Origin of the sequence: Pantoea sp. Ap-967 (assembly GCF_011752565.1) — a bacterium.
In the GTDB taxonomy this organism is placed as follows: domain Bacteria; phylum Pseudomonadota; class Gammaproteobacteria; order Pseudomonadales; family Pseudomonadaceae; genus Aquipseudomonas.
Genome location: NZ_VWXK01000020.1, coordinates 58,259 through 76,955, shown reverse-complemented (window position 1 = coordinate 76,955; position 18,697 = coordinate 58,259). Strand labels below are relative to the sequence as shown.

General features: G+C 63.1%; 12 protein-coding genes and 1 pseudogene. 1 reads left to right on the top strand and 12 read right to left on the bottom strand.

Features of this window, described 5'->3' with window-relative positions:
* Positions 1-155 precede the first annotated feature (155 nt).
* From F3J45_RS20130 to F3J45_RS20085, 10 genes and pseudogenes are all read right to left on the bottom strand, one after another.
* A complete protein-coding gene (locus F3J45_RS20130) occupies positions 156-3,203 on the bottom strand; it encodes an efflux RND transporter permease subunit (protein WP_167066786.1) in 3,048 nt (1,015 codons plus the stop codon).
* The gene (locus F3J45_RS20125) at positions 3,200-4,267 is read right to left on the bottom strand and encodes an efflux RND transporter periplasmic adaptor subunit (protein ID WP_167066783.1); all 1,068 of its coding nucleotides are present in this window, start codon (positions 4,265-4,267) and stop codon (positions 3,200-3,202) included. Before F3J45_RS20125 ends, F3J45_RS20130 begins: the two co-directional genes overlap by 4 nt.
* The gene (locus F3J45_RS20120) at positions 4,264-5,352 is read right to left on the bottom strand and encodes an efflux RND transporter periplasmic adaptor subunit (protein WP_167066780.1); all 1,089 of its coding nucleotides are present in this window, start codon (positions 5,350-5,352) and stop codon (positions 4,264-4,266) included. Before F3J45_RS20120 ends, F3J45_RS20125 begins: the two co-directional genes overlap by 4 nt.
* A gap of 365 nt (positions 5,353-5,717) precedes the next feature.
* Positions 5,718-6,462, bottom strand: a pseudogene (locus F3J45_RS20115) (ABC transporter permease subunit); the annotation flags it as partial.
* Positions 6,459-7,379, bottom strand: coding sequence for an ABC transporter permease subunit (locus F3J45_RS20110; RefSeq protein ID WP_167066774.1), 921 nt, complete (start codon positions 7,377-7,379; stop codon positions 6,459-6,461). The pseudogene F3J45_RS20115 and the gene F3J45_RS20110, both read right to left, overlap by 4 nt.
* Positions 7,376-8,518: a polyamine ABC transporter ATP-binding protein gene (gene potA / locus F3J45_RS20105; RefSeq protein WP_167066771.1), complete on the bottom strand. Its 1,143-nt coding sequence runs from the start codon at positions 8,516-8,518 to the stop codon at positions 7,376-7,378. The genes F3J45_RS20110 and potA overlap by 4 nt, the downstream gene beginning before the upstream one ends.
* A gap of 71 nt (positions 8,519-8,589) precedes the next feature.
* Positions 8,590-9,657 carry a polyamine ABC transporter substrate-binding protein gene (locus F3J45_RS20100; protein ID WP_205300616.1) on the bottom strand — a complete coding sequence of 356 codons (1,068 nt, stop codon included), beginning with the start codon at positions 9,655-9,657 and terminating at the stop codon, positions 8,590-8,592.
* 200 nt (positions 9,658-9,857) lie between these two features.
* Entirely contained in the window at positions 9,858-10,955 is a 1,098-nt protein-coding gene (locus F3J45_RS20095) for a polyamine ABC transporter substrate-binding protein (protein WP_167066765.1), read from the bottom strand.
* 169 nt (positions 10,956-11,124) lie between these two features.
* Positions 11,125-12,486: an aspartate aminotransferase family protein gene (locus F3J45_RS20090; RefSeq protein WP_167066762.1), complete on the bottom strand. Its 1,362-nt coding sequence runs from the start codon at positions 12,484-12,486 to the stop codon at positions 11,125-11,127.
* Between the two features lie 46 nt (positions 12,487-12,532).
* The gene (locus tag F3J45_RS20085; RefSeq protein ID WP_167066759.1) at positions 12,533-13,891 is read right to left on the bottom strand and encodes a glutamine synthetase family protein; all 1,359 of its coding nucleotides are present in this window, start codon (positions 13,889-13,891) and stop codon (positions 12,533-12,535) included.
* 682 nt (positions 13,892-14,573) lie between these two features.
* Here F3J45_RS20085 and F3J45_RS20080 point away from each other — a divergent pair.
* The gene (locus F3J45_RS20080; protein ID WP_370526431.1) at positions 14,574-15,842 is read left to right on the top strand and encodes a glutamine synthetase family protein; all 1,269 of its coding nucleotides are present in this window, start codon (positions 14,574-14,576) and stop codon (positions 15,840-15,842) included.
* A gap of 186 nt (positions 15,843-16,028) precedes the next feature.
* Here the strand turns inward: F3J45_RS20080 and argA are convergent, their stop codons facing one another.
* Both argA and argE read right to left on the bottom strand, forming a co-directional pair.
* The gene (gene argA / locus F3J45_RS20075; protein ID WP_167066753.1) at positions 16,029-17,327 is read right to left on the bottom strand and encodes an amino-acid N-acetyltransferase; all 1,299 of its coding nucleotides are present in this window, start codon (positions 17,325-17,327) and stop codon (positions 16,029-16,031) included.
* A 124-nt stretch (positions 17,328-17,451) separates the two neighbouring features.
* The gene (gene argE / locus F3J45_RS20070) at positions 17,452-18,594 is read right to left on the bottom strand and encodes an acetylornithine deacetylase (RefSeq protein WP_167066749.1); all 1,143 of its coding nucleotides are present in this window, start codon (positions 18,592-18,594) and stop codon (positions 17,452-17,454) included.
* Positions 18,595-18,697 lie beyond the last annotated feature (103 nt).

The window sequence follows — 18,697 nt, the reverse complement described above, 5'->3', positions numbered from 1 at the left end:
TTAAGAATGTTTATATAACCATTTTTCAGAAATGACCCACGGCCTTTGTAGGAGCGGGCTTGCCCCGCGAACACCGGCAAAGCCGGTGCCAAGTTCTGCATTGCCTGGCACCGGCTGTGCCGGTGTTCGCGGGGCAAGCCCGCTCCTACAAGGGTTCAGTGTTGGGGCTCGCGAATCTTGTACCAGGCCACATACAGCGCCGGCAGGAACAGCAATGTCAGCAGGGTCGCCACGATGATCCCGCCGATCATCGCGTAGGCCATGGGCCCCCAGAACACCTCGCGGGCAATCGGGATCATGCCCAGGCTCGCCGCCGCCGCGGTCAACAGAATCGGCCGGCGCCGGTGGTTGGTGGCCTCCACCACCGCGTCCCATGGCGACAGGCCCTGGGCCTCGAATTCGTCGATCTGGGTCACCAGGATCACCGAGTTGCGAATGATGATGCCCGCCAGCGCCAGAATGCCCAGAATCGCCACAAAGCCCATCGGCGTGCCCGTGGGCACCAGCGCCAGCACCACGCCAATCAGCCCCAGCGGCGCCACGCTGACCACCAGGAACAGCTTCTGCACGCTGTGCAGCTGGATCATCAGGAAGGTCGCCATCAGGAACAGCATCAGCGGAATCACCGCAGCAATCGGGCCCTGGGCCTTGCCGCTCTCCTCCACCGTGCCCCCGGTGGCCACTTCATAGCCCAGCGGCAGCTTGCTGGCGAATTCGTCGATTTTCGGTTTCAGCTGCGCCACCAGGTCGGTGGGCTGTATTTCGCCATTGACCGAGGCCTTGATGGTGATGGTCGGTTTGCGGTCACGGCGCCACACCAGCGGCTGCTCCAGCTCGTAGCGCACGGTGGCGAACGACAGCAGCGGAATCGAGGTGCCGTTGGGCGTGAGAATCTGCAAGTTTTGCAGGGTATCGGGCGAGCCACGCTCGCTGTCCTCGGCGCGGGCCACCACGTCGACCAGGTAGATGCTGTCGTTGACCTGGGTGATCGGCACGCCGGTGACGATGCTGTTCATCACGTTGGCCACGTCCTCGGACGACAGGCCCAGCTGGCGCGCCTTGTCCTGGGCGATCTCGATGCGCAGCACCTTTCCTGGCTCGTTCCAGTCGTAGATCATCTCGCCGATGTGCCGGTTCTGGTCGAGCAAGGTGGCCAGTTCGATGGCGTGCTTGCGCACCTGGTCGATGTCCTTGCCACTGACCCGGTACTGGATCGGCCGGCCCACTGGCGGGCCCATTTCCAGTGACTGAACGTTGCTGCCGATGCCGACGAAGTCCTCATGCAGGCGCTTCTGCAGCCGCGCGATCAAGCCGCCACGCTCCTCCAGGCCTTTGCTGACGATGACGAACTGAGCGTAATAGGGGTTCTGCAGTTGCTGGTCCAGGGGCAGGTAGAAGCGGATCGCGCCCTGGCCGATGTAGGTACTCCAGCTGACGATGTCAGGGTCGCCCTTGAAGGTGGCCTCGAAGCGGTCCACCACCTTGCGCGTTTCTTCGATGGAAGCGTTCTGCGGCAGGTTCAGGTCCACCAGGATTTCCGGGCGGTCCGATGACGGGAAGAACTGGTTCTGCACAAAGCGCATGCAGAACACCGACAAGGCGAACAGCACCACGGTGCCCACCACCGTCAGCCAGCGGTGGCGCATGCACCACAGCAGGCCATGCTCGAAGCCACGGCCAATGCGCCCAGGCTCGGCGTCATGGGCCTTCATCTTCTTGCTGTCGAGGATATGCACGCCCAGCACCGGGGCGAAGAACACCGCCACCACCCACGACACCATCAACGCCACGGCAATCACCGCGAACAGGGTAAAGGTGTATTCGCCCGCCGAGCTGGCATTGAGGCCGATCGGCACGAAGCCCGCCACCGTGACCAGGGTGCCGGTGAGCATCGGGAAGGCCGTGGAGGTGTAGGCAAAGGTAGCCGCCTGCTCCTTGCTCTCGCCCATTTCCAGGCGTGTGACCATCACCTCCACGGTGATCATTGCATCATCCACCAACAGGCCAAGGGCGATGATCAGCGCGCCCAGGGAAATCCGCTGCATGGTGATGCCGCTGTATTCCATGAACACGAAGACCATGGCCAGCACCAGCGGGATCGAACACGCCACCACCAGCCCGGCGCGCACGCCGAGGCTGACGAAACTCACCGCCAGCACGATCACCACGGCCTCGAACAAGGCGCTGGTGAAGCCGCCCACGGCCTTCTCCACCACCACCGCCTGGTCAGACACGGTGTGCACGCCCACGCCCACGGGCAAGTCGTTGGTCACGCGCTTCATCTTTTCCTTGAGCGCTTCGCCGAACACCTGGATGTTGCCCCCGGCCTTCATGCCGATCGCAAGGCCGATGGCGGCCTGGCCGTTGTAGCGGAACATCGGCGAGGGTGGGTCGGTGTAGCCGCGTTCGATCGCGGCGATATCGGCCAGGCGGAAGAAGCGGTCGTTGATGCGCAGGTTGACGCCCTGCAGGTCCTTTTCCGAGGCGAACTGGCCGGTGGTGCGCACCGAGATGCGCTCGGGGCCGGCCTCGATTACCCCTGCCGGGGTCACCGCATTCTGCGACTGCAGCGCCTGCATGACCTGGCGCTGGTCGATGCCTAGGGCCGCCAGCTTGCGGGTGGAGAAGTTCAGGTAAAGCACCTCGTCCTGGGTGCCGATCATCTCGATCTTGCCGATATTGGGCACTTCCCGCACTTCGGCGCGGGCTTGCTCCACATAGTCGCGCAACTGCCGCAGGGTGAGGCCGTCGGCGGTGAAGGCATAGATCGAGCCGTAGACATCGCCGAACTCGTCGTTGAAGCCCGGGCCCTGGATGCCGTCGGGGAACTGGCCGCGGATGTCCTGGATCTTCTTGCGCACCTGGTACCAGATTTGCGGGATGTCCTTGGCCTTGGTGGTGTCGCGCAGGTACACGTAGACCGTGGACTCGCCGGGGCGGGTGTAGCTTTTCACGTAGTCGAGCGAGTCCAGCTCCTCCAGCTTTTTCTCGATGCGGTCGGTGACCTGGTACAGGGTTTCGTCCTGGGTCGCGCCGGGCCAGCGGGTCTGGATCACCATGGTCTTGATGGTGAACGACGGGTCTTCCTCACGGCCCAGGTTGAAGTACGAGAAAATCCCCATCAGCAGGCCAACGAACATCAGGTACCAGACGAAGGACTGGTGCTTTAGCGCCCATTCGGAGAGGTTGAAGCTTCCTTTCATTGCGCATCCTCGTCGAAGGCGACCTTCTGGCCAGGCTTGAGGCTGTTGACCCCCGCCGTCACTACCCGCTCGCCGGGCTGCACGCCCGAGGCCAGGACGATGCTGTGGTCGGTGCGGCTGATCAGGGCCACGTCACGGGTGGCCACGGTTTTCTGTTGCGGGTCGATCACCCACACCTGGGTTTTGCCGTCACGTTCGAGCAGGGCACTCAGCGGCAGTTCGCTGCGCGGGGTCACAGCCGAGCTCAGGGTCACGCTGATGGCCGTGCCCAGGTGGAAGCCCACAGGGGTGCTGGCCAGGGTCAGGCGGGCACGGCGGGTGCGCGTGGTGGCGTCGGCTTGCGGCTCCAGCTCGCGCAGGCTGGCCGTGGTGTTGATGGCCGGGTCGAGCTGGGAAGCGACGGTGAAGGTGAGGTTCTGGTTCAACTGCTCGGCCAGGTTGATCGGCAAGTCGATTACCGCCTCTTTTACGTCTGGCCGGGCCAGGGTCACCACCGCTTGGCCGGCAGTCACGGTTTGCCCGGCCTCGGCTTGCCAGGCCGTGATCACGGCGGCGTGGTCGGCGCGCAGGGTGCTGTAGTCGAGTTGGTCACGGGCCTGGCTGAGCGATGAACGCGCCTGCTCCAGCGACGCACCGGTGGTTTTCAGGTTGGTCTGGGCGATATCCAGGCTGGCCTTGGCGCCCACCCCACGGTCATACAGCTGCTGCTGGCGCCGGGCATCGGCCTGGGCGTTGATCCACTGCGCCTGCACCCGCGCCAGGTCGCCTTCGGCGGCGCGCAGTTGGTTCTGTTGGTCGGTGGGGTCCAGCGTGGCCAAGGTGTCGCCCGGCTTGACCATGGCGCCAACGTCCAGCCAGCGCCGCGCAATGCGCCCACCCACGCGAAAGCCCAGGGTGCTCTCGTAGCGGGCCTGGATGCTGCCAGCGAAGCGGCCCAGCTGCGCCTGCACCAGGGGCTCAACCTTCACCCACAGCACGGGGCGCACCGCCTCTTCGGCCTGCTCATGATTGCCGCAGGCGGCCAGCAGCAGGCTTATCGGGAGCATCAGCAGCATGCGTTTCATGGCTCGGCTCCCTGCGCCTTGACCTCGACCTTTTCCACCTGCATGCCGGGGTGAAGCAACTGCCCCCCGGTGACCACCACGGTTTCGTCGCCCTTGAGCCCTTGGGCGATCACCACTTTGCCGGTGAGGTAGCGGCCCACCTCGACCTTGCGCAGCTCCACCTTGTCGCCCTCGCCCACCACCCACACGGCGGGCTCCTTCAAAGCCTTGGTCAACGCCGACCAAGGCAACTCGACGCTCGGCCGGCCCTGGGTATTGCCGGTCGCGGTCACCGGCGCGCCCAGGCGCATGGCGGCTGGCACGTTCTTCAAGGCAACCTTGACCTGCACCGTACCGCTCTGGGCCGACACGGTAGGGGTAACTTCGCGCACCACGCCCTGGGCCTTGACCTTGGGGTCATCGAGCAGGCTCACGGTGAGGCCTGCGTCGCTGGGCGGGGCCACCAGCAAGGCCTCGTAGACGTTGAACACCGCGTCACGCTCGCCGTCGCGGGCCAGGGTGAAGATCGGCATGGTCGCCTGCACCACCTGGCCCACTTCGGCCTGGCGCTGGGTAATCACCCCGTCGGCCTCGGACACCAGCGCGGTGTAGCTCAGTTGTTCGTTGGCGTTGGCCAACTGCGCCTGGGCGGCCTTGAGCGCGCTCTGGTTGCTGCGCAGGGCGGCTTCGGCGGAATCGTACTCGCTTTGGCTGGTGTAGCCCTTGGGCAATAGCTTCTGCTGGCGGACGAAGGCGGCGCTGGCCTGGGTGACGCGCGCCTGGGCGGCGAACACTTCGGCCTTGGCCGAGTCGACGTTGTTCTGCAGGTCCTTGGGGTCGAGCCGGGCCAGTACCTGGTTGGCCTTGACGTGGTCGCCCACGTCGACACTGCGCGAGATGATCTTGCCGCCCACGCGAAACGACAGGTCGGTTTGCACCCGCGCCTGCACGTCGCCGGTGAGGGTGACCCTGGCGGCGAAGTCCGTGGATTCGACCCGCGCCACCCCAACCCGCGGCAGCAACTGGGGCGCTTCTTCCTTGCTACAGCCCGCGAGCGTGACAGCCAGCCCCAGACCAACGAACAACAGCGGACGCGAGAGCGACATGCAGGCTCCTGGCTTGCGCGCAAATGATTCGTGGAATGCGACTGTTAGCGTAGATCAGGGTTCGATAAACATCACTGACGGGGGGCAGGAGGGGAGGTTTCAGTCATTGAGGATCGAGCGCCGCCTGGCGGCGCATCGCGAGCTTTGCTCGCTCCTACCAGGCCTGCACAAAACCTGTAGGAGCGAGCGGAGCTCGCGATGCGCCGCGCTGGCGAATCAGGCGGACGCTGGCACTTGGGCCGGGCGCTTGACCTGGGGTTGCGAGGCGTTGGCGGCCGCGCCTTCCTCGATTGCCTGCTGGATCGCCTTACGGCGGCGTTCTTCGGCCTGGCGGCTGAAGTACCACACGCAGAAGGTGACCAACGACACCGACAGCAGGATCAGGCTGGCCACGGCGTTGATTTCGGGCTTCACGCCCAGGCGCACCGCCGAGAACACTTCCATCGGCAAGGTGGTCGAACCCGGGCCCGACACGAAGCTGGCCAGTACCAGGTCATCCAGCGACAGGGCGAACGACATCATGCCACCCGCCGCCAGCGATGGCGCGATCATCGGGATGGTGATCAGGAAGAACACCTTCCACGGCTTGGCACCCAGGTCCATCGCCGCTTCCTCGATCGACAGGTCCAGCTCGCGCAGGCGCGCCGACACCACCACCGCCACATACGCCGCACAGAACGTGGTGTGGGCGATCCAGATGGTGACGATGCCGCGCTCCTGCGGCCAGCCGATCATCTGCGCCATGGCCACGAACAGCAGCAGCAGCGACAGGCCGGTAATCACCTCAGGCATCACCAGTGGCGCGGTGACCAGGCCGCCGAACAGCGTACGGCCCTTGAAACGGGTGACCCGAGTCAGCACGAAGGCCGCCAGGGTGCCCAGCGCCACCGCCGCCACCGCCGTGTAGCAAGCGATTTCCAGCGAGCGCATCACCGAACCCATCAGCTGGGTGTTGTCCAGCAGGCCGACGTACCACTTCACCGACCAACCACCCCACACCGTCACCAGCTTCGAGGCGTTGAACGAGTAGATCACCAGGATCAGCATCGGCAGGTAGATGAACAGCAGGCCAAGCACCAGCATCAGCCTGGAAAAACCAAAGCGCTTCATGCCCTGCCCTCCATTTCTTTGGCCTGGCTGCGGTTGAACAGCAGGATCGGCACGATCAGGATCGCCAGCATCACCACCGCCAGCGCCGATGCCACCGGCCAGTCACGGTTGTTGAAGAACTCCTGCCACAGCACTTTACCGATCATCAGGGTTTCCGGGCCGCCGAGCAGTTCAGGAATCACGAACTCGCCCACTACCGGGATGAACACCAGCATGCAGCCGGCGATGATGCCGTTCTTCGACAGCGGCACAGTGATCTTCCAGAAGCTGTTGAAGGTGCTCGAACCCAGGTCCGATGCGGCCTCAAGCAGGCTTGGGTCGTGCTTCACCAGGTTGGCGAACAGCGGCAGGATCATGAACGGCAGGTACGAATAGACCACGCCGATGTACACCGCCAGGTTGGTGTTGAGGATCTGCAGCGGCTGGTCGATCAGCCCGGTCCACATCAGGAAGCCGTTGAGCAGCCCGTTGTTGCTGAGGATGCCCATCCAGGCATAGACGCGGATCAGGATCGCGGTCCAGGTCGGCATCATGATCAGCAACAGCAGAACCGTCTGCGTTTCCTTCTTGGCGTTGGCGATGGCGTAGGCCATCGGGTAGCCGATCAGCAGGCACAGCAGGGTGCTGAAGAAGGCCATCTTCAGCGAGCCCAGGTAGGCCGAGATGTACAGTTCATCTTCGGTCAGCAAGCCGTAGTTGGCCAGGTTGAGCACCAACTGGATCTTGTCTTCGACGTAGGTGTAGATCTCGGTATACGGCGGGATCGCCACGTCGGCTTCGGCGAAGCTGATCTTCAGCACGATGAAGAACGGCAGCATGAAGAACAGGAACAGCCAGATGAACGGAATCCCGATCACCACATGCCGCCCCTCCGGAATCAAACGCTGGATGGCTCGCTTGAGCTTGCGAGGTTTCATGACCGCAGTACCACGCCGCTGTCATCTTCCCACCACACGTACACTTCGTCGCCCCAGGTCGGGCGTGCGCCCTGGCGTTCGGCGTTGGCGACGAACGACTGGACGATCTTGCCGCTCGGCAGCTCCACGTAGAACACCGAGTGGCCGCCCAGGTAGGCGATGTCGTGCACCTTGCCGCGCGACCAGTTGTGCTCGAAGTCCGGCTGGCTGGTGGTGACCAGCAGCTTTTCCGGGCGCAGGGCGTAGGTGATGTGCTTGTCTTCCACCGAGGTGGTGATGCCGTGGCCGACGTAGATCTTGCGCTCCAGCTCCGGGCTGGCAATGATCGCGTGGCCTTCGGCGTCGTCGACCACGTCACCTTCGAACAGGTTGACGTTACCGATGAATTCGCACACCAGGCGGCTGGTGGGGGTCTCGTAGATGTCCACCGGCGAGCCGATCTGGGCGATCCAGCCCAGGTGCATGATGGCGATACGCTGGGCCATGGTCATGGCCTCTTCCTGGTCGTGGGTCACCATCACGCAGGTCACGCCAACGCGCTCGATGATTTCCACCAGCTCCAGTTGCATCTGCGAGCGCAGTTTCTTGTCCAGTGCCCCCATCGGCTCGTCGAGCAGCAGCAGCTTGGGGCGCTTGGCCAGGGAACGGGCCAGGGCCACCCGCTGGCGCTGGCCACCGGACAACTGGTGCGGCTTGCGCTTGGCGTACTGGGTCATGTGCACCAGCTTGAGCATCTCGGCCACGCGGGCGTCGATCTCGGCCTTGGGCATCTTGTCCTGCTGCAGGCCGAAAGCGATGTTCTGCGCCACGGTCATGTGCGGGAACAGCGCATAGGACTGGAACATCATGTTGATCGGCCGCTCGTAGGGCGGCATGTCGGTGATGTCGACGCCATCGAGGAAAATCCGCCCCTCGGTGGGGCGCTCGAAACCGGCGAGCATCCGCAGCAAGGTCGATTTGCCGGAACCGGAGCCACCCAGCAGGGCGAAGATCTCACCCTTGCGGATTTCCAGGGACACATCGTCCACGGCTACCGTTTCGTCGAATTTTTTCGTGACCCGGTCGATCTTGACCAGCACCTGCTTGGGTTGCTGGCCACCCTCGAGGGCTTTTTTATAGGCACCGGAGGCAACTGCCATGAGTGAAACTCCCAACAAGATTTTTGTGCCCGCCCGGCCTGTTCTGCAGGTGCCGCGGCGGGTCTGGATAATTACTTGCCCGACTTGACCTTGGTCCAGCTACGGGTCATCAGCCGCTGCACCTTGGGGGGCAGCTCTGAGTTCACGAACATCTTGTCCAGCACTTCCTGCGGTGGGTAAACCGCGGCGTCAGTCCTCACGGCCTGGTCCATCAGGTCGCCAGCCTTGGGGTTCGGGTTGGCATAACCGACGTAATCACTGACCTGGGCGATAACCTCAGGTTTCAGCAAATAGTTGATGAAGGCATGGGCCTCCTTGACGTTCTTGGCGTCCTTGGGAATCGCCAGCACGTCGAACCAGAGGTTGCCGCCTTCCTTGGGAATGGCGTAGGCCAGGTTCACGCCTTTCTTCGCCTCTTCGGCGCGGGCCTTGGCCTGGAACACATCACCCGAGAAACCGGCCGCGACGCAGATGTCGCCATTGGCCAGGTCGGTGATGTACTTGGAAGAGTGGAAGTAGGTCACGTAGGGGCGCACTGCCAGCAGCTTCTGCTCGGCCTTGGCGTAGTCCTTGGGGTCGGTACTGTTGGGGTTCAGGCCCATGTAGTTGAGCACCGCCGGGAGCATTTCGTCCGCCGAGTCGAGGAAGGCCACGCCACACTTGGCGAGCTTCTTCATGTTCTCGGGTTCGAACAGCACTGCCCAGGAATCGATCTTGTCCACGCCCAGGGTCGCCTTGACCTTGTCGACGTTGTAGCCGATGCCATTGGTGCCCCACAGGTAGGGCACGGCGTACTGGTTGCCCGGGTCGTTCTTTTCCAGGCGCTTCATCAGTGCCGGGTCAAGGTTGGAATAATTGGGCAGCAGGTTCTTGTCGAGCTTCTGGAACGCGCCCGCCTTGATCTGCTTGCCGAGGAAATGGTTGGACGGCACCACCACGTCATAGCCGGTGTTGCCGGCCAGCAGTTTGCCTTCCAGGGTTTCGTTGGAGTCGAACACGTCCTGCACGGGCTTGATGCCCGTTTCCTTCTCGAACTCCGCGAGCGTGTTCGGGCCGATATAGTCCGACCAGTTATAGAAATGCACCGTAGGCGCCGCTTGGACGCTGCATGCCAGCGTCAGGCCCGCTCCAGCCAACATGGCCTTGCGTAGTACAGAAATAGACAAGTGGGTGGTCCTCACAATCAGTGCCTCGGTGACGGCATGCTTTGGGGGTACAGTGCTGCCGCGCACACAAAACCGGCGCGCAACTTACCTGCGCAGCTTCGATGCCGCAATCATCAATTGCCTTTCACTGGCCCTGGGCCGGAAAACCCCGGCCCAGAGGTCACGCATCGGGCTTACTTGCCCGACTTGATCTTGGTCCAGCTGCGGGTGATTACACGCTGAGCGGCCGCGTCTGGGGCAGCGATCGCGTACAGGTGTTTTTTCACGTCAGCCGGTGGGTAGATGCTCGGGTCGCTGGTGATGGCCTTGTCGACCAACGGGGTAGCGGCCTCGTTGCCGTTCGGGAAGCGCACGGCATTGGTGATTTCAGCCATGATTTCCGGCTGCAGCAGGAAGTTCATGAACTGGTAGGCGGCGTCCTTGTGCTCGGCATCCTTGGGGATGGCGACCATGTCGTAGAAGGTGCCGGCACCTTCTTTCGGAATGATGTAGTCCACCTTGACCTTGTCGCCAGCTTCGTGGGCGCGGGCCTTGGACTGCTCCAGGTCACCCGAGTAACCGACGGCTACGCAGATGTTGCCGTTGGCCATGTCGCCGATGTACTTGGACGAGTGGAAGTAGGTGATCGAAGGACGGATCTTGAGGAACAGGTCCTCGGCGGCCTTCAGGTCTTCCTTGGTGGTGCTGTTGGTCGGCTTGCCCAGGTAGTGCAGCGCGGCCGGGAGCATTTCGGTCGGAGCATCCAGGAAGCTCACGCCGCAGCTCTTGAGCTTGGCGATGTTCTCAGGCTTGAACACCACGTCCCACGAGTCGATCTTGTCCACGCCCAGCGCGGCCTTGACTTTCTCCGGGTTGTAGCCGATGCCGATCGAGCCCCACATGTACGGGAAGGCGTGCTGGTTGTCCTTGTCGCTGGCATCGCCAACGGCCTTGAGCAGGTCCTTGTCGAGGTTCTTCCAGTTCGGCAGCTTGGAGCGGTCCAGCTCCTCGTAGACGCCGGCCTTGATCTGCTTGGCCAGGAAGTTGTTCGACGGCACGACGATGTCGTAGCCCGACTTGCCGGCCAGCAGCTTGGCCTCCAGGGTTTCGTTGCTGTCGAAGACGTCGTACTTGACCTTGATGCCGGTCTGTTTTTCAAACTTGGCGATGGTGTCCGGAGCGATGTAGTCCGACCAGTTGTAGACGTTCAGTACCTTGTCTTCAGCCTGTACAGCGGTGGCCATGGCACCCATCAGGGCGGCGGCCAGCAACGTCTTGCCCATTTTATTCATGCGTCATGCTCCAGAATTTTTATTTAGCCATCTGTTCAGCAGCCAGGACCCACGGCGCAGGGCGCGCGGCGACTGAAACAGCCGCTAGTCTGGCAAGTTACAAGGCTCTGTTTCAAGGAAAGCAGGGCCTTGTAACGACTTAATGTCACATCGCTAGCCTAGCAAACTGTCAACGGATCGCTTCGAGCGTCAAATCGAGGCATTTGCGCGCTTTTTCCACCAGTTCATCCACCTCGGCATGGCTGATGACCAACGGCGGGGCGATGATCATGGTGTCGCCTACCGCGCGCATGATCAGGCCGTTGTCGAAGCAGAAGTTGCGGCACACCATGCCCACGCCCTTGCCTTCGTAACGGCTGCGGGTTGCCTTGTCCTTGACCAGCTCGATCGCGCCGAGCAGGCCCAGGCCGCGTACCTCGCCCACCAGTGGGTGGTCCTGCAGCTCACGCAGACGTTTTTGCAAGTACGGTGCCACTTCCGTGCGCGCCTTCTCGACGATGTGCTCGTCACGCAGGATGCGCAGGTTTTCCAGGCCCACCGCGGCCGCCACCGGGTGGCCGGAATAGGTGAAACCGTGGTTGAAGTCGCCGCCTTCGCTGAGTACCTGGGCCACGCTGTCACGCACGATCACACCACCCATGGGGATGTAACCGGAGGTCAGGCCCTTGGCGATGGTCATCAGGTCGGGCTTGAGGCCGTAGTAGTCGGAGCCGAACCACTCGCCGGTACGGCCGAAGCCGCAGATCACTTCGTCGGCAACGAACAGAATGTCGTACTTGGCGAGGATTTCCTTGACCTTCGGCCAGTAGGTTTGCGGTGGAATGATCACGCCGCCGGCGCCCTGGATGGGCTCGGCGATGAAGGCGGCGACGTTGTCTTCGCCGACTTCGAGAATTTTCTGCTCCAGCTGCTCGGCCGCCCACACGCCGAAGGCATCCGGGGTCATGTCGCCGCCTTCACCGAACCAGTACGGCTGCGGGATATGCACGATGCCCGGGATCGGTAGGCCGCCCTGTTCGTGCATGCCGCTCATGCCACCCAGGCTTGCACCGGCAACGGTGGAGCCGTGGTAGCCGTTGATGCGGCCGATGATGGTCTGCTTGTGCGGCTTGCCCTTCAGTGCCCAGTAGTGGCGAACCATGCGCAGCACGGTGTCGTTGCCTTCGGAGCCGGAGCCGGTGAAGAACACATGGGTCATGCCTTCGGGCGCCACCTCGGTGATCGCCTTGGCCAGTTCCAGCGCCGGCGGGTGGGCGGTCTGGAAGAACAGGTTGTAGTACGGCAGCTCGCGCATCTGCTTCTCGGCCGCCTGCACCAGTTCTTCCCGGCCATAGCCGACCGCCACGCACCACAGGCCAGCCATGCCGTCGAGGATCTTGTGCCCCTCGCTGTCCCACAAATGCACACCCTGCGCCTTGGTGATGATGCGCGGCCCCTTCTCCTTCAACTGCTTGTAGTCAGAGAAGGGTGCAAGGTGGTGCTCGCCGCTCAGGTTTTGCCATTCACGGGTTTGCGGGTTGTTGACGCTCATGTGCCTCTCCATTTTCCGGCGGCCGCACAGGCGGCCTCAGGGTTGATCAGACAGCGAACAGCAGGAACTCACGTTCCCAGGAGCTGATGACGCGCTTGAAGTTCTCATGCTCGGCGCGTTTGGTGGCGACGTAGCCGGTGATGAACTTCTTGCCCAGGTACTGCACCAGCGCGCGGCTGTTTTCCATGCGTTCCAGGGCATCTTCGATGGTCAGCGGCAGGCGCAGGTTACGCCGCTCGTAGCCACGGCCCTGAACCGGCGCGCTGGCCTCGATGCCTTCGACCATGCCGATGTAGCCGCACAGCAGGCTGGCGGCGATGGCCAGGTAGGGGTTGGCGTCGGCGCCCGGCAGGCGGTTTTCGACGCGGCGGTTCTGTGGGCCGGCATCCGGCACGCGCAGGCCGACGGTGCGGTTCTCCTCGCCCCACTCGACGTTGACCGGCGCCGAGGTGTCGGGCAGGAAGCGGCGGAACGAGTTGACGTTGGGGGCGAACAGCGGCAGCGCTTCGGGGATGAACTTCTGCAGGCCACCGATGTGGTGCAGGAACAGCTGGCTCATGCTGCCGTCTGGGTTGCTGAAGATGTTCTTGCCGGTGGCCACGTCGACCACGCTCTGGTGCAGGTGCATGGCGCTGCCCGGCTCGCCGGTCATCGGCTTGGCCATGAAGGTGGCCGCCACGTTGTGCTTGAGCGCGGCCTCGCGCATGGTGCGCTTGAACACCAGGATCTGGTCGGCCAGGTGCAGCGCGTCGCCGTGACGGAAGTTGATTTCCATCTGCGCCGTGCCGTCTTCGTGAATCAGCGTGTCGAGGTCCAGGCGCTGCAGTTCGCACCAGTCATAGACGTCCTCGAACAGCGGGTCGAATTCGTTGGCGGCCTCGATGGAGAACGACTGGCGGCCGGTTTCCGGGCGGCCGGAGCGGCCGACCGGCGGTTGCAGCGGGAAGTCCGGGTCTTCGCTGCGCTTGGTCAGGTAGAACTCCATCTCTGGCGCGACAATCGGCTGCCAGCCCTTGTCGGCGTAGAGCTTGAGCACTTTCTTGAGGACGTTGCGCGGCGACAGTTCGACCGGGTTGCCCTTCTTGTCGTAGGTGTCGTGGATCACCTGGGCCGTTGGTTCGATGGCCCAGGGCACGAGGAACACGGCGTCCTGGTCGGGGCGGCAGATCATGTCGATGTCGGCCGGGTCGAGCAGGTCGTAATAGATGTCGTCGTCAACGTAGTCGCCGGTGACGGTCTGCAGCAGCACGCTCTCGGGCAGGCGCATGCCTTTTTCGGCAATGAACTTGTTGGTTGGCGAGATCTTGCCGCGGGTGATGCCGGTCAGGTCGCTGATCAGGCATTCGACTTCGGTGATCTTGTGCTCTTTCAACCAATCGGTGAGCTGGTCGAGGTTGTTACTCATAAATACCTCAGGAGGTAAGGTGGTCCGCGCCCTGATTCTGTATGGAGTAGATTGCTAAAGCAAAAACCCACGCGCAGGCGCGCTGTGGATACACTGGAAATGAGCGTGTCCGCAGCGATTTCAAAGGGCAGGTAGACAAGAAGAGTAACGATAAAGTGTGACGAGGTGAGGTCCGGGCGCACCAAGCGTCAATTATTGCGGCCATGCAGGCCAGCAGCTGACGGATGCGTGCAGGAACGGCAGGGATACCCGACGGCACTGCGCAGGCAGTGCGTTCAGGTCGCGACAAGCGGACCATGTGACCCTCGTATTATTGTGTTCTGGGTTGAGTCCGAGCTTAGCCTTGTTCATTTTTTTACACAACCTCTCCGTAAAAAATAAAACACGGCACCTCGGAGATAGCCCTTGGCGAAGGAAATAGCGGATAATGGCTCGCCCCGATATGCAGCAAATCTGCCGTCGATGTGCCATTTCAGGGCATCATGGGGTTGGCTTGACATCAGTTTGTCTTTTCGATTGACTGGTCCTGCAAGCCCCCCTTGATTGATATTTTTAACAACAAAGGTGTTGCATCATGTCGGTACCCCCGCGTGCCGTTCAGCTTAACGAAGCGAACGCGTTCCTTAAGGAACATCCTGAGGTTCTCTACGTTGACCTTCTGATTGCAGATATGAATGGTGTGGTGCGTGGTAAACGCATAGAGCGCACCAGCCTCCACAAGGTTTACGAGAAAGGCATCAACCTGCCGGCCTCCCTCTTCGCCCTGGACATCAACGGTTCCACCGTGGAAAGCACAGGGTTGGGCCTGGACATCGGCGATGCTGACCGCATCTGCTACCCGATCCCCGGCACCCTCTCCAACGAACCCTGGCAGAAGCGCCCCACCGCGCAACTGCTGATGACCATGCACGAGATCGAAGGCGAGCCGTTCTTCGCCGACCCGCGCGAAGTGCTGCGCCAAGTGGTGAGCAAGTTCACCGACATGGGCCTGACCATCTGCGCCGCGTTCGAGCTGGAGTTCTACCTGATCGACCAGGAAAACGTGAACGGCCGCCCGCAGCCGCCACGCTCGCCGATCTCGGGCAAGCGCCCGCAGTCGACCCAGGTATACCTGATCGACGACCTCGACGAATACGCCGACTGCCTCCAGGACATCCTCGAAGGTGCCAAGGAGCAAGGCATTCCGGCCGATGCCATCGTCAAGGAAAGCGCCCCGGCGCAGTTCGAAGTCAACCTGCACCACGTTGCCGACCCGCTCAAGGCCTGCGACTACGCGGTGCTGCTCAAGCGGTTGATCAAGAACATCGCCTACGACCATGAAATGGACACCACGTTCATGGCCAAGCCCTACCCGGGCCAGGCAGGCAACGGCCTGCACGTTCACATCTCCGTGCTGGACAAAGATGGCAACAACATCTTCACCAGCGAGGATCCCGAGCAGAACGCCGCGCTACGTCACGCTGTCGGCGGTGTGCTCGAGACCCTGCCCGCGTCCATGGCCTTCCTCTGCCCGAACGTCAACTCGTACCGCCGCTTCGGCGCGCAGTTCTACGTGCCGAACGCGCCGAGCTGGGGCCTGGACAACCGTACCGTGGCCCTGCGCGTGCCAACCGGCTCGCCGGACGCGGTGCGCATCGAACACCGCGTGGCCGGTGCCGATGCCAACCCGTACCTGATGATGGCTGCCGTGCTGGCCGGCGTGCACCATGGCCTGACCAACAAGGTCGAGCCGGGTGAGCCGATCGAAGGCAACTCGTACGAGCAGCTGGAGCAGAGCCTGCCGAACAACCTGCGCGATGCCCTGCGCGAGCTGGACGACAGCGAGATCCTGAACAAGTACATCGATCCGAAGTACATCGACATTTTCGTCGCGTGCAAGGAAAGCGAGCTGGAGGAGTTCGAGCACTCGATCTCCGACCTTGAGTACAACTGGTATCTGCACACCGTGTAAGCCAAAACGCCACCCCCAACAGGGAGTCGCGTTTTCACCCATTGACGGTGGGCCTGGTAGGAGCGAGCGCAGCTCGCGATGGGCTGCGCAGCAGCCCTGGCACCGTGTGCCGCGAAGCTAACGGCCTGGGGCCGCTGCGCGCCCCATCGCGAGCTACGCTCGCTCCTACCAGGCTGCGCTACAGGCCTACAGGGATTTTTCGAAAATCTTCGAATTGCGCTGGTAGTTGTACAGCGAAGCCCGCGCTGCCGGCAGCCGTTCCACGCCGCTAGGCGCAAACCCGCGTTCACGGAACCAGTGCGCCGTGCGCGTGGTAAGCACGAACAAGGTATTCAACCCCAATTCCCGTGCCCGCCCCTCGATGCGCTCCAGCAGCTCGTCCCCGCGCCCGCCATGGCGGTACTCCGGGTTCACCGCCAAACACGCCAGTTCGCCGGCCTGGGAGTCGGCGATCGGGTACAGCGCCGCGCAGGCGATGATCATGCCCTCACGCTCGACCACGCTGAACTGCTCGATCTCACGCTCCAGCACCTCACGGGAACGGCGCACCAGGATGCCCTGCTCTTCCAGTGGGCTGATCAGCTCCAGCAAGCCGCCGACATCGTCGATGGTCGCCTCGCGCACCACCTCGAACTGCTCCTGGGACACCAGGGTGCCGCCACCCTCGCGGGTGAACAGCTCGGTCAGCAATGCGCCATCTTCGGCGTAGCTGACGATATGGCTGCGTGCCACGCCGCCCTTGCAGGCCTCGGCGGCAGCGTCCAGCAATTCCCCCTGGTAGTCGCTGCCCAGCCGCGCCAGGTGCGGGCCGATCTGTTGCGGGCGCAACTCACGCACCAGCTTGCCGTGCTCATCCAGCAAGCCAGGCTCGGCGCCGAACAGCAGCAGCTTGTCGGCCCCCAGCTCAATGGCGGCACGGGTGGCCACGTCTTCGCAGGCCAGGTTGAAGATTTCACCGGTCGGCGAATAGCCCAGCGGCGACAACAGCACGATGGAGCGCTCGTCGAGCAGGCGGCTGATGCCCTTGCGATCGATACGGCGCACTTCACCGGTGTGGTGGTAGTCCACCCCTTCGAGCACGCCGATTGGCCGGGCGGTGACCAGGTTGCCGCAAGCCACGCGCAGGCGCGAGCCCTGCATGGGCGATGCGGCGATGTCCATCGACAGGCGCGCCTCGATGGCCAGGCGCAGGGCGCCAACGGCGTCGATCACGCAGTCCAGGGTGGCGGCGTCGGTGATGCGCAGGCCGCGGTGGTAGTGCGGGGTCAGGCCACGCGCCGACAGGCGGCTTTCGATCTGCGGGCGCGAGCCGTGCACCAGCACCAGGCGCACGCCCAGGCTGTGCAGCAGCACCAGGTCGTGGACGATGTTGCCGAAATTGGGGTGGTCAACCCCATCGCCGGGCAGCATGACCACGAAGGTGCAGTCGCGGTGGGCATTGATGTACGGGGAGGCATGGCGTAGCCAGTTGACGTATTCGGGCATGACGGGGCCTGTGGATAAAGTGGACGGAGAACGGTGAATCACACGGCGTTCAGGATCATCGTCGGAACAGGCTTGCGGTCACGCGCGTCTCCTCTAGGCAAGAACGAATCAGCTCGATTGACGTTTAATTGAGGCAATAGTGCCGGATCAGGTCACGCAATAGACGCACGGTAGGCTCGATTCGTGACATTTCAAGGTATTCGCCGGGCTGGTGGGCGCAGGCGATGTCGCCAGGGCCGAGCACGATGGTCTGGCAACCCAGCTGCTGAAGATAAGGCGCTTCGGTGCCGAACGCCACCGCCTCGGCCCGATGCCCCGTCAGGCGTTCGGCCACCTGCACCAGCTCGGCGTCGGCGGCCTGTTCGAAGGGCGGCACCTCGGGGAACAGCGGGGCGTAGTCGATACGCACCTCGTGGCGCTCGGCCACAGGCTGCAGCTTGGCGCGAATGGCGGCGCGCAGTTGCTCCACATCCATGCCCGGCAGCGGGCGCAGGTCGAATTCCAGGGCACATTGGCCGCAGATGCGGTTGGGGTTGTCGCCGCCGTGGATGCAGCCGAAGTTCATGGTCGGCGTGGGCACGGTGAATTGCGGATTACGGAAGGTTTCCTGCCACTGCCGGCGCAGGCCCATCAACTCGCCCATCACCTCGTGCATGGCCTCCATGGCGCTGTGGCCCAGGCTTGGGTCGGAGGAATGCCCGCTACGCCCGAGGATGTCGATGCGGTCCATGAGGATGCCCTTGTGCATGCGGATCGGCCGCAGGCCCGTGGGCTCGCCGATCACCGCAGCGCGGCCCAGCGGCTGGCCGGCTTCGGCCAGGGCGCGGGCGCCGGACATCGAGCTTTCTTCGTCGCAGGTGGCGAGGATCAGCAGCGGCTGCTTGAAATCGTGCTCCAGCAGCGGAATCACCGCCTCGATGATCAACGCGAAAAAGCCTTTCATGTCACAGCTGCCAAGGCCCACCCAGCGGCCATCGGCTTCGGTCAGCTTGAGCGGGTCGCTCGCCCACAGCTGTTCGTCATAGGGCACGGTGTCGCTGTGGCCAGCCAGCACCAGGCCGCCGGGGCCGGTGCCACGGCTGGCCAGCAGGTTGAACTTGCCAGGGCTGACCTGGCGGATGTCGCAGTCGAAACCCAGGTCGCCCAACCAGCCCGCCAACAGGTCGATGACCTGGCGGTTGGATTGGTCCAGCGCAGGCTGGGTGCAACTGACCGAGGGCGCGGCAATCAAGGCGGCAAACTGGTCTTTCAGCGTTGGCAACGGCATGCGCATACTCCTCGGAAGCGTTGCCCATCATAGGACCATCCGCCGCCTGGAATAAACCGTTGCCGGCCGACTCCTGTAAACTCCCCGGCAAACGCCCCTCCTT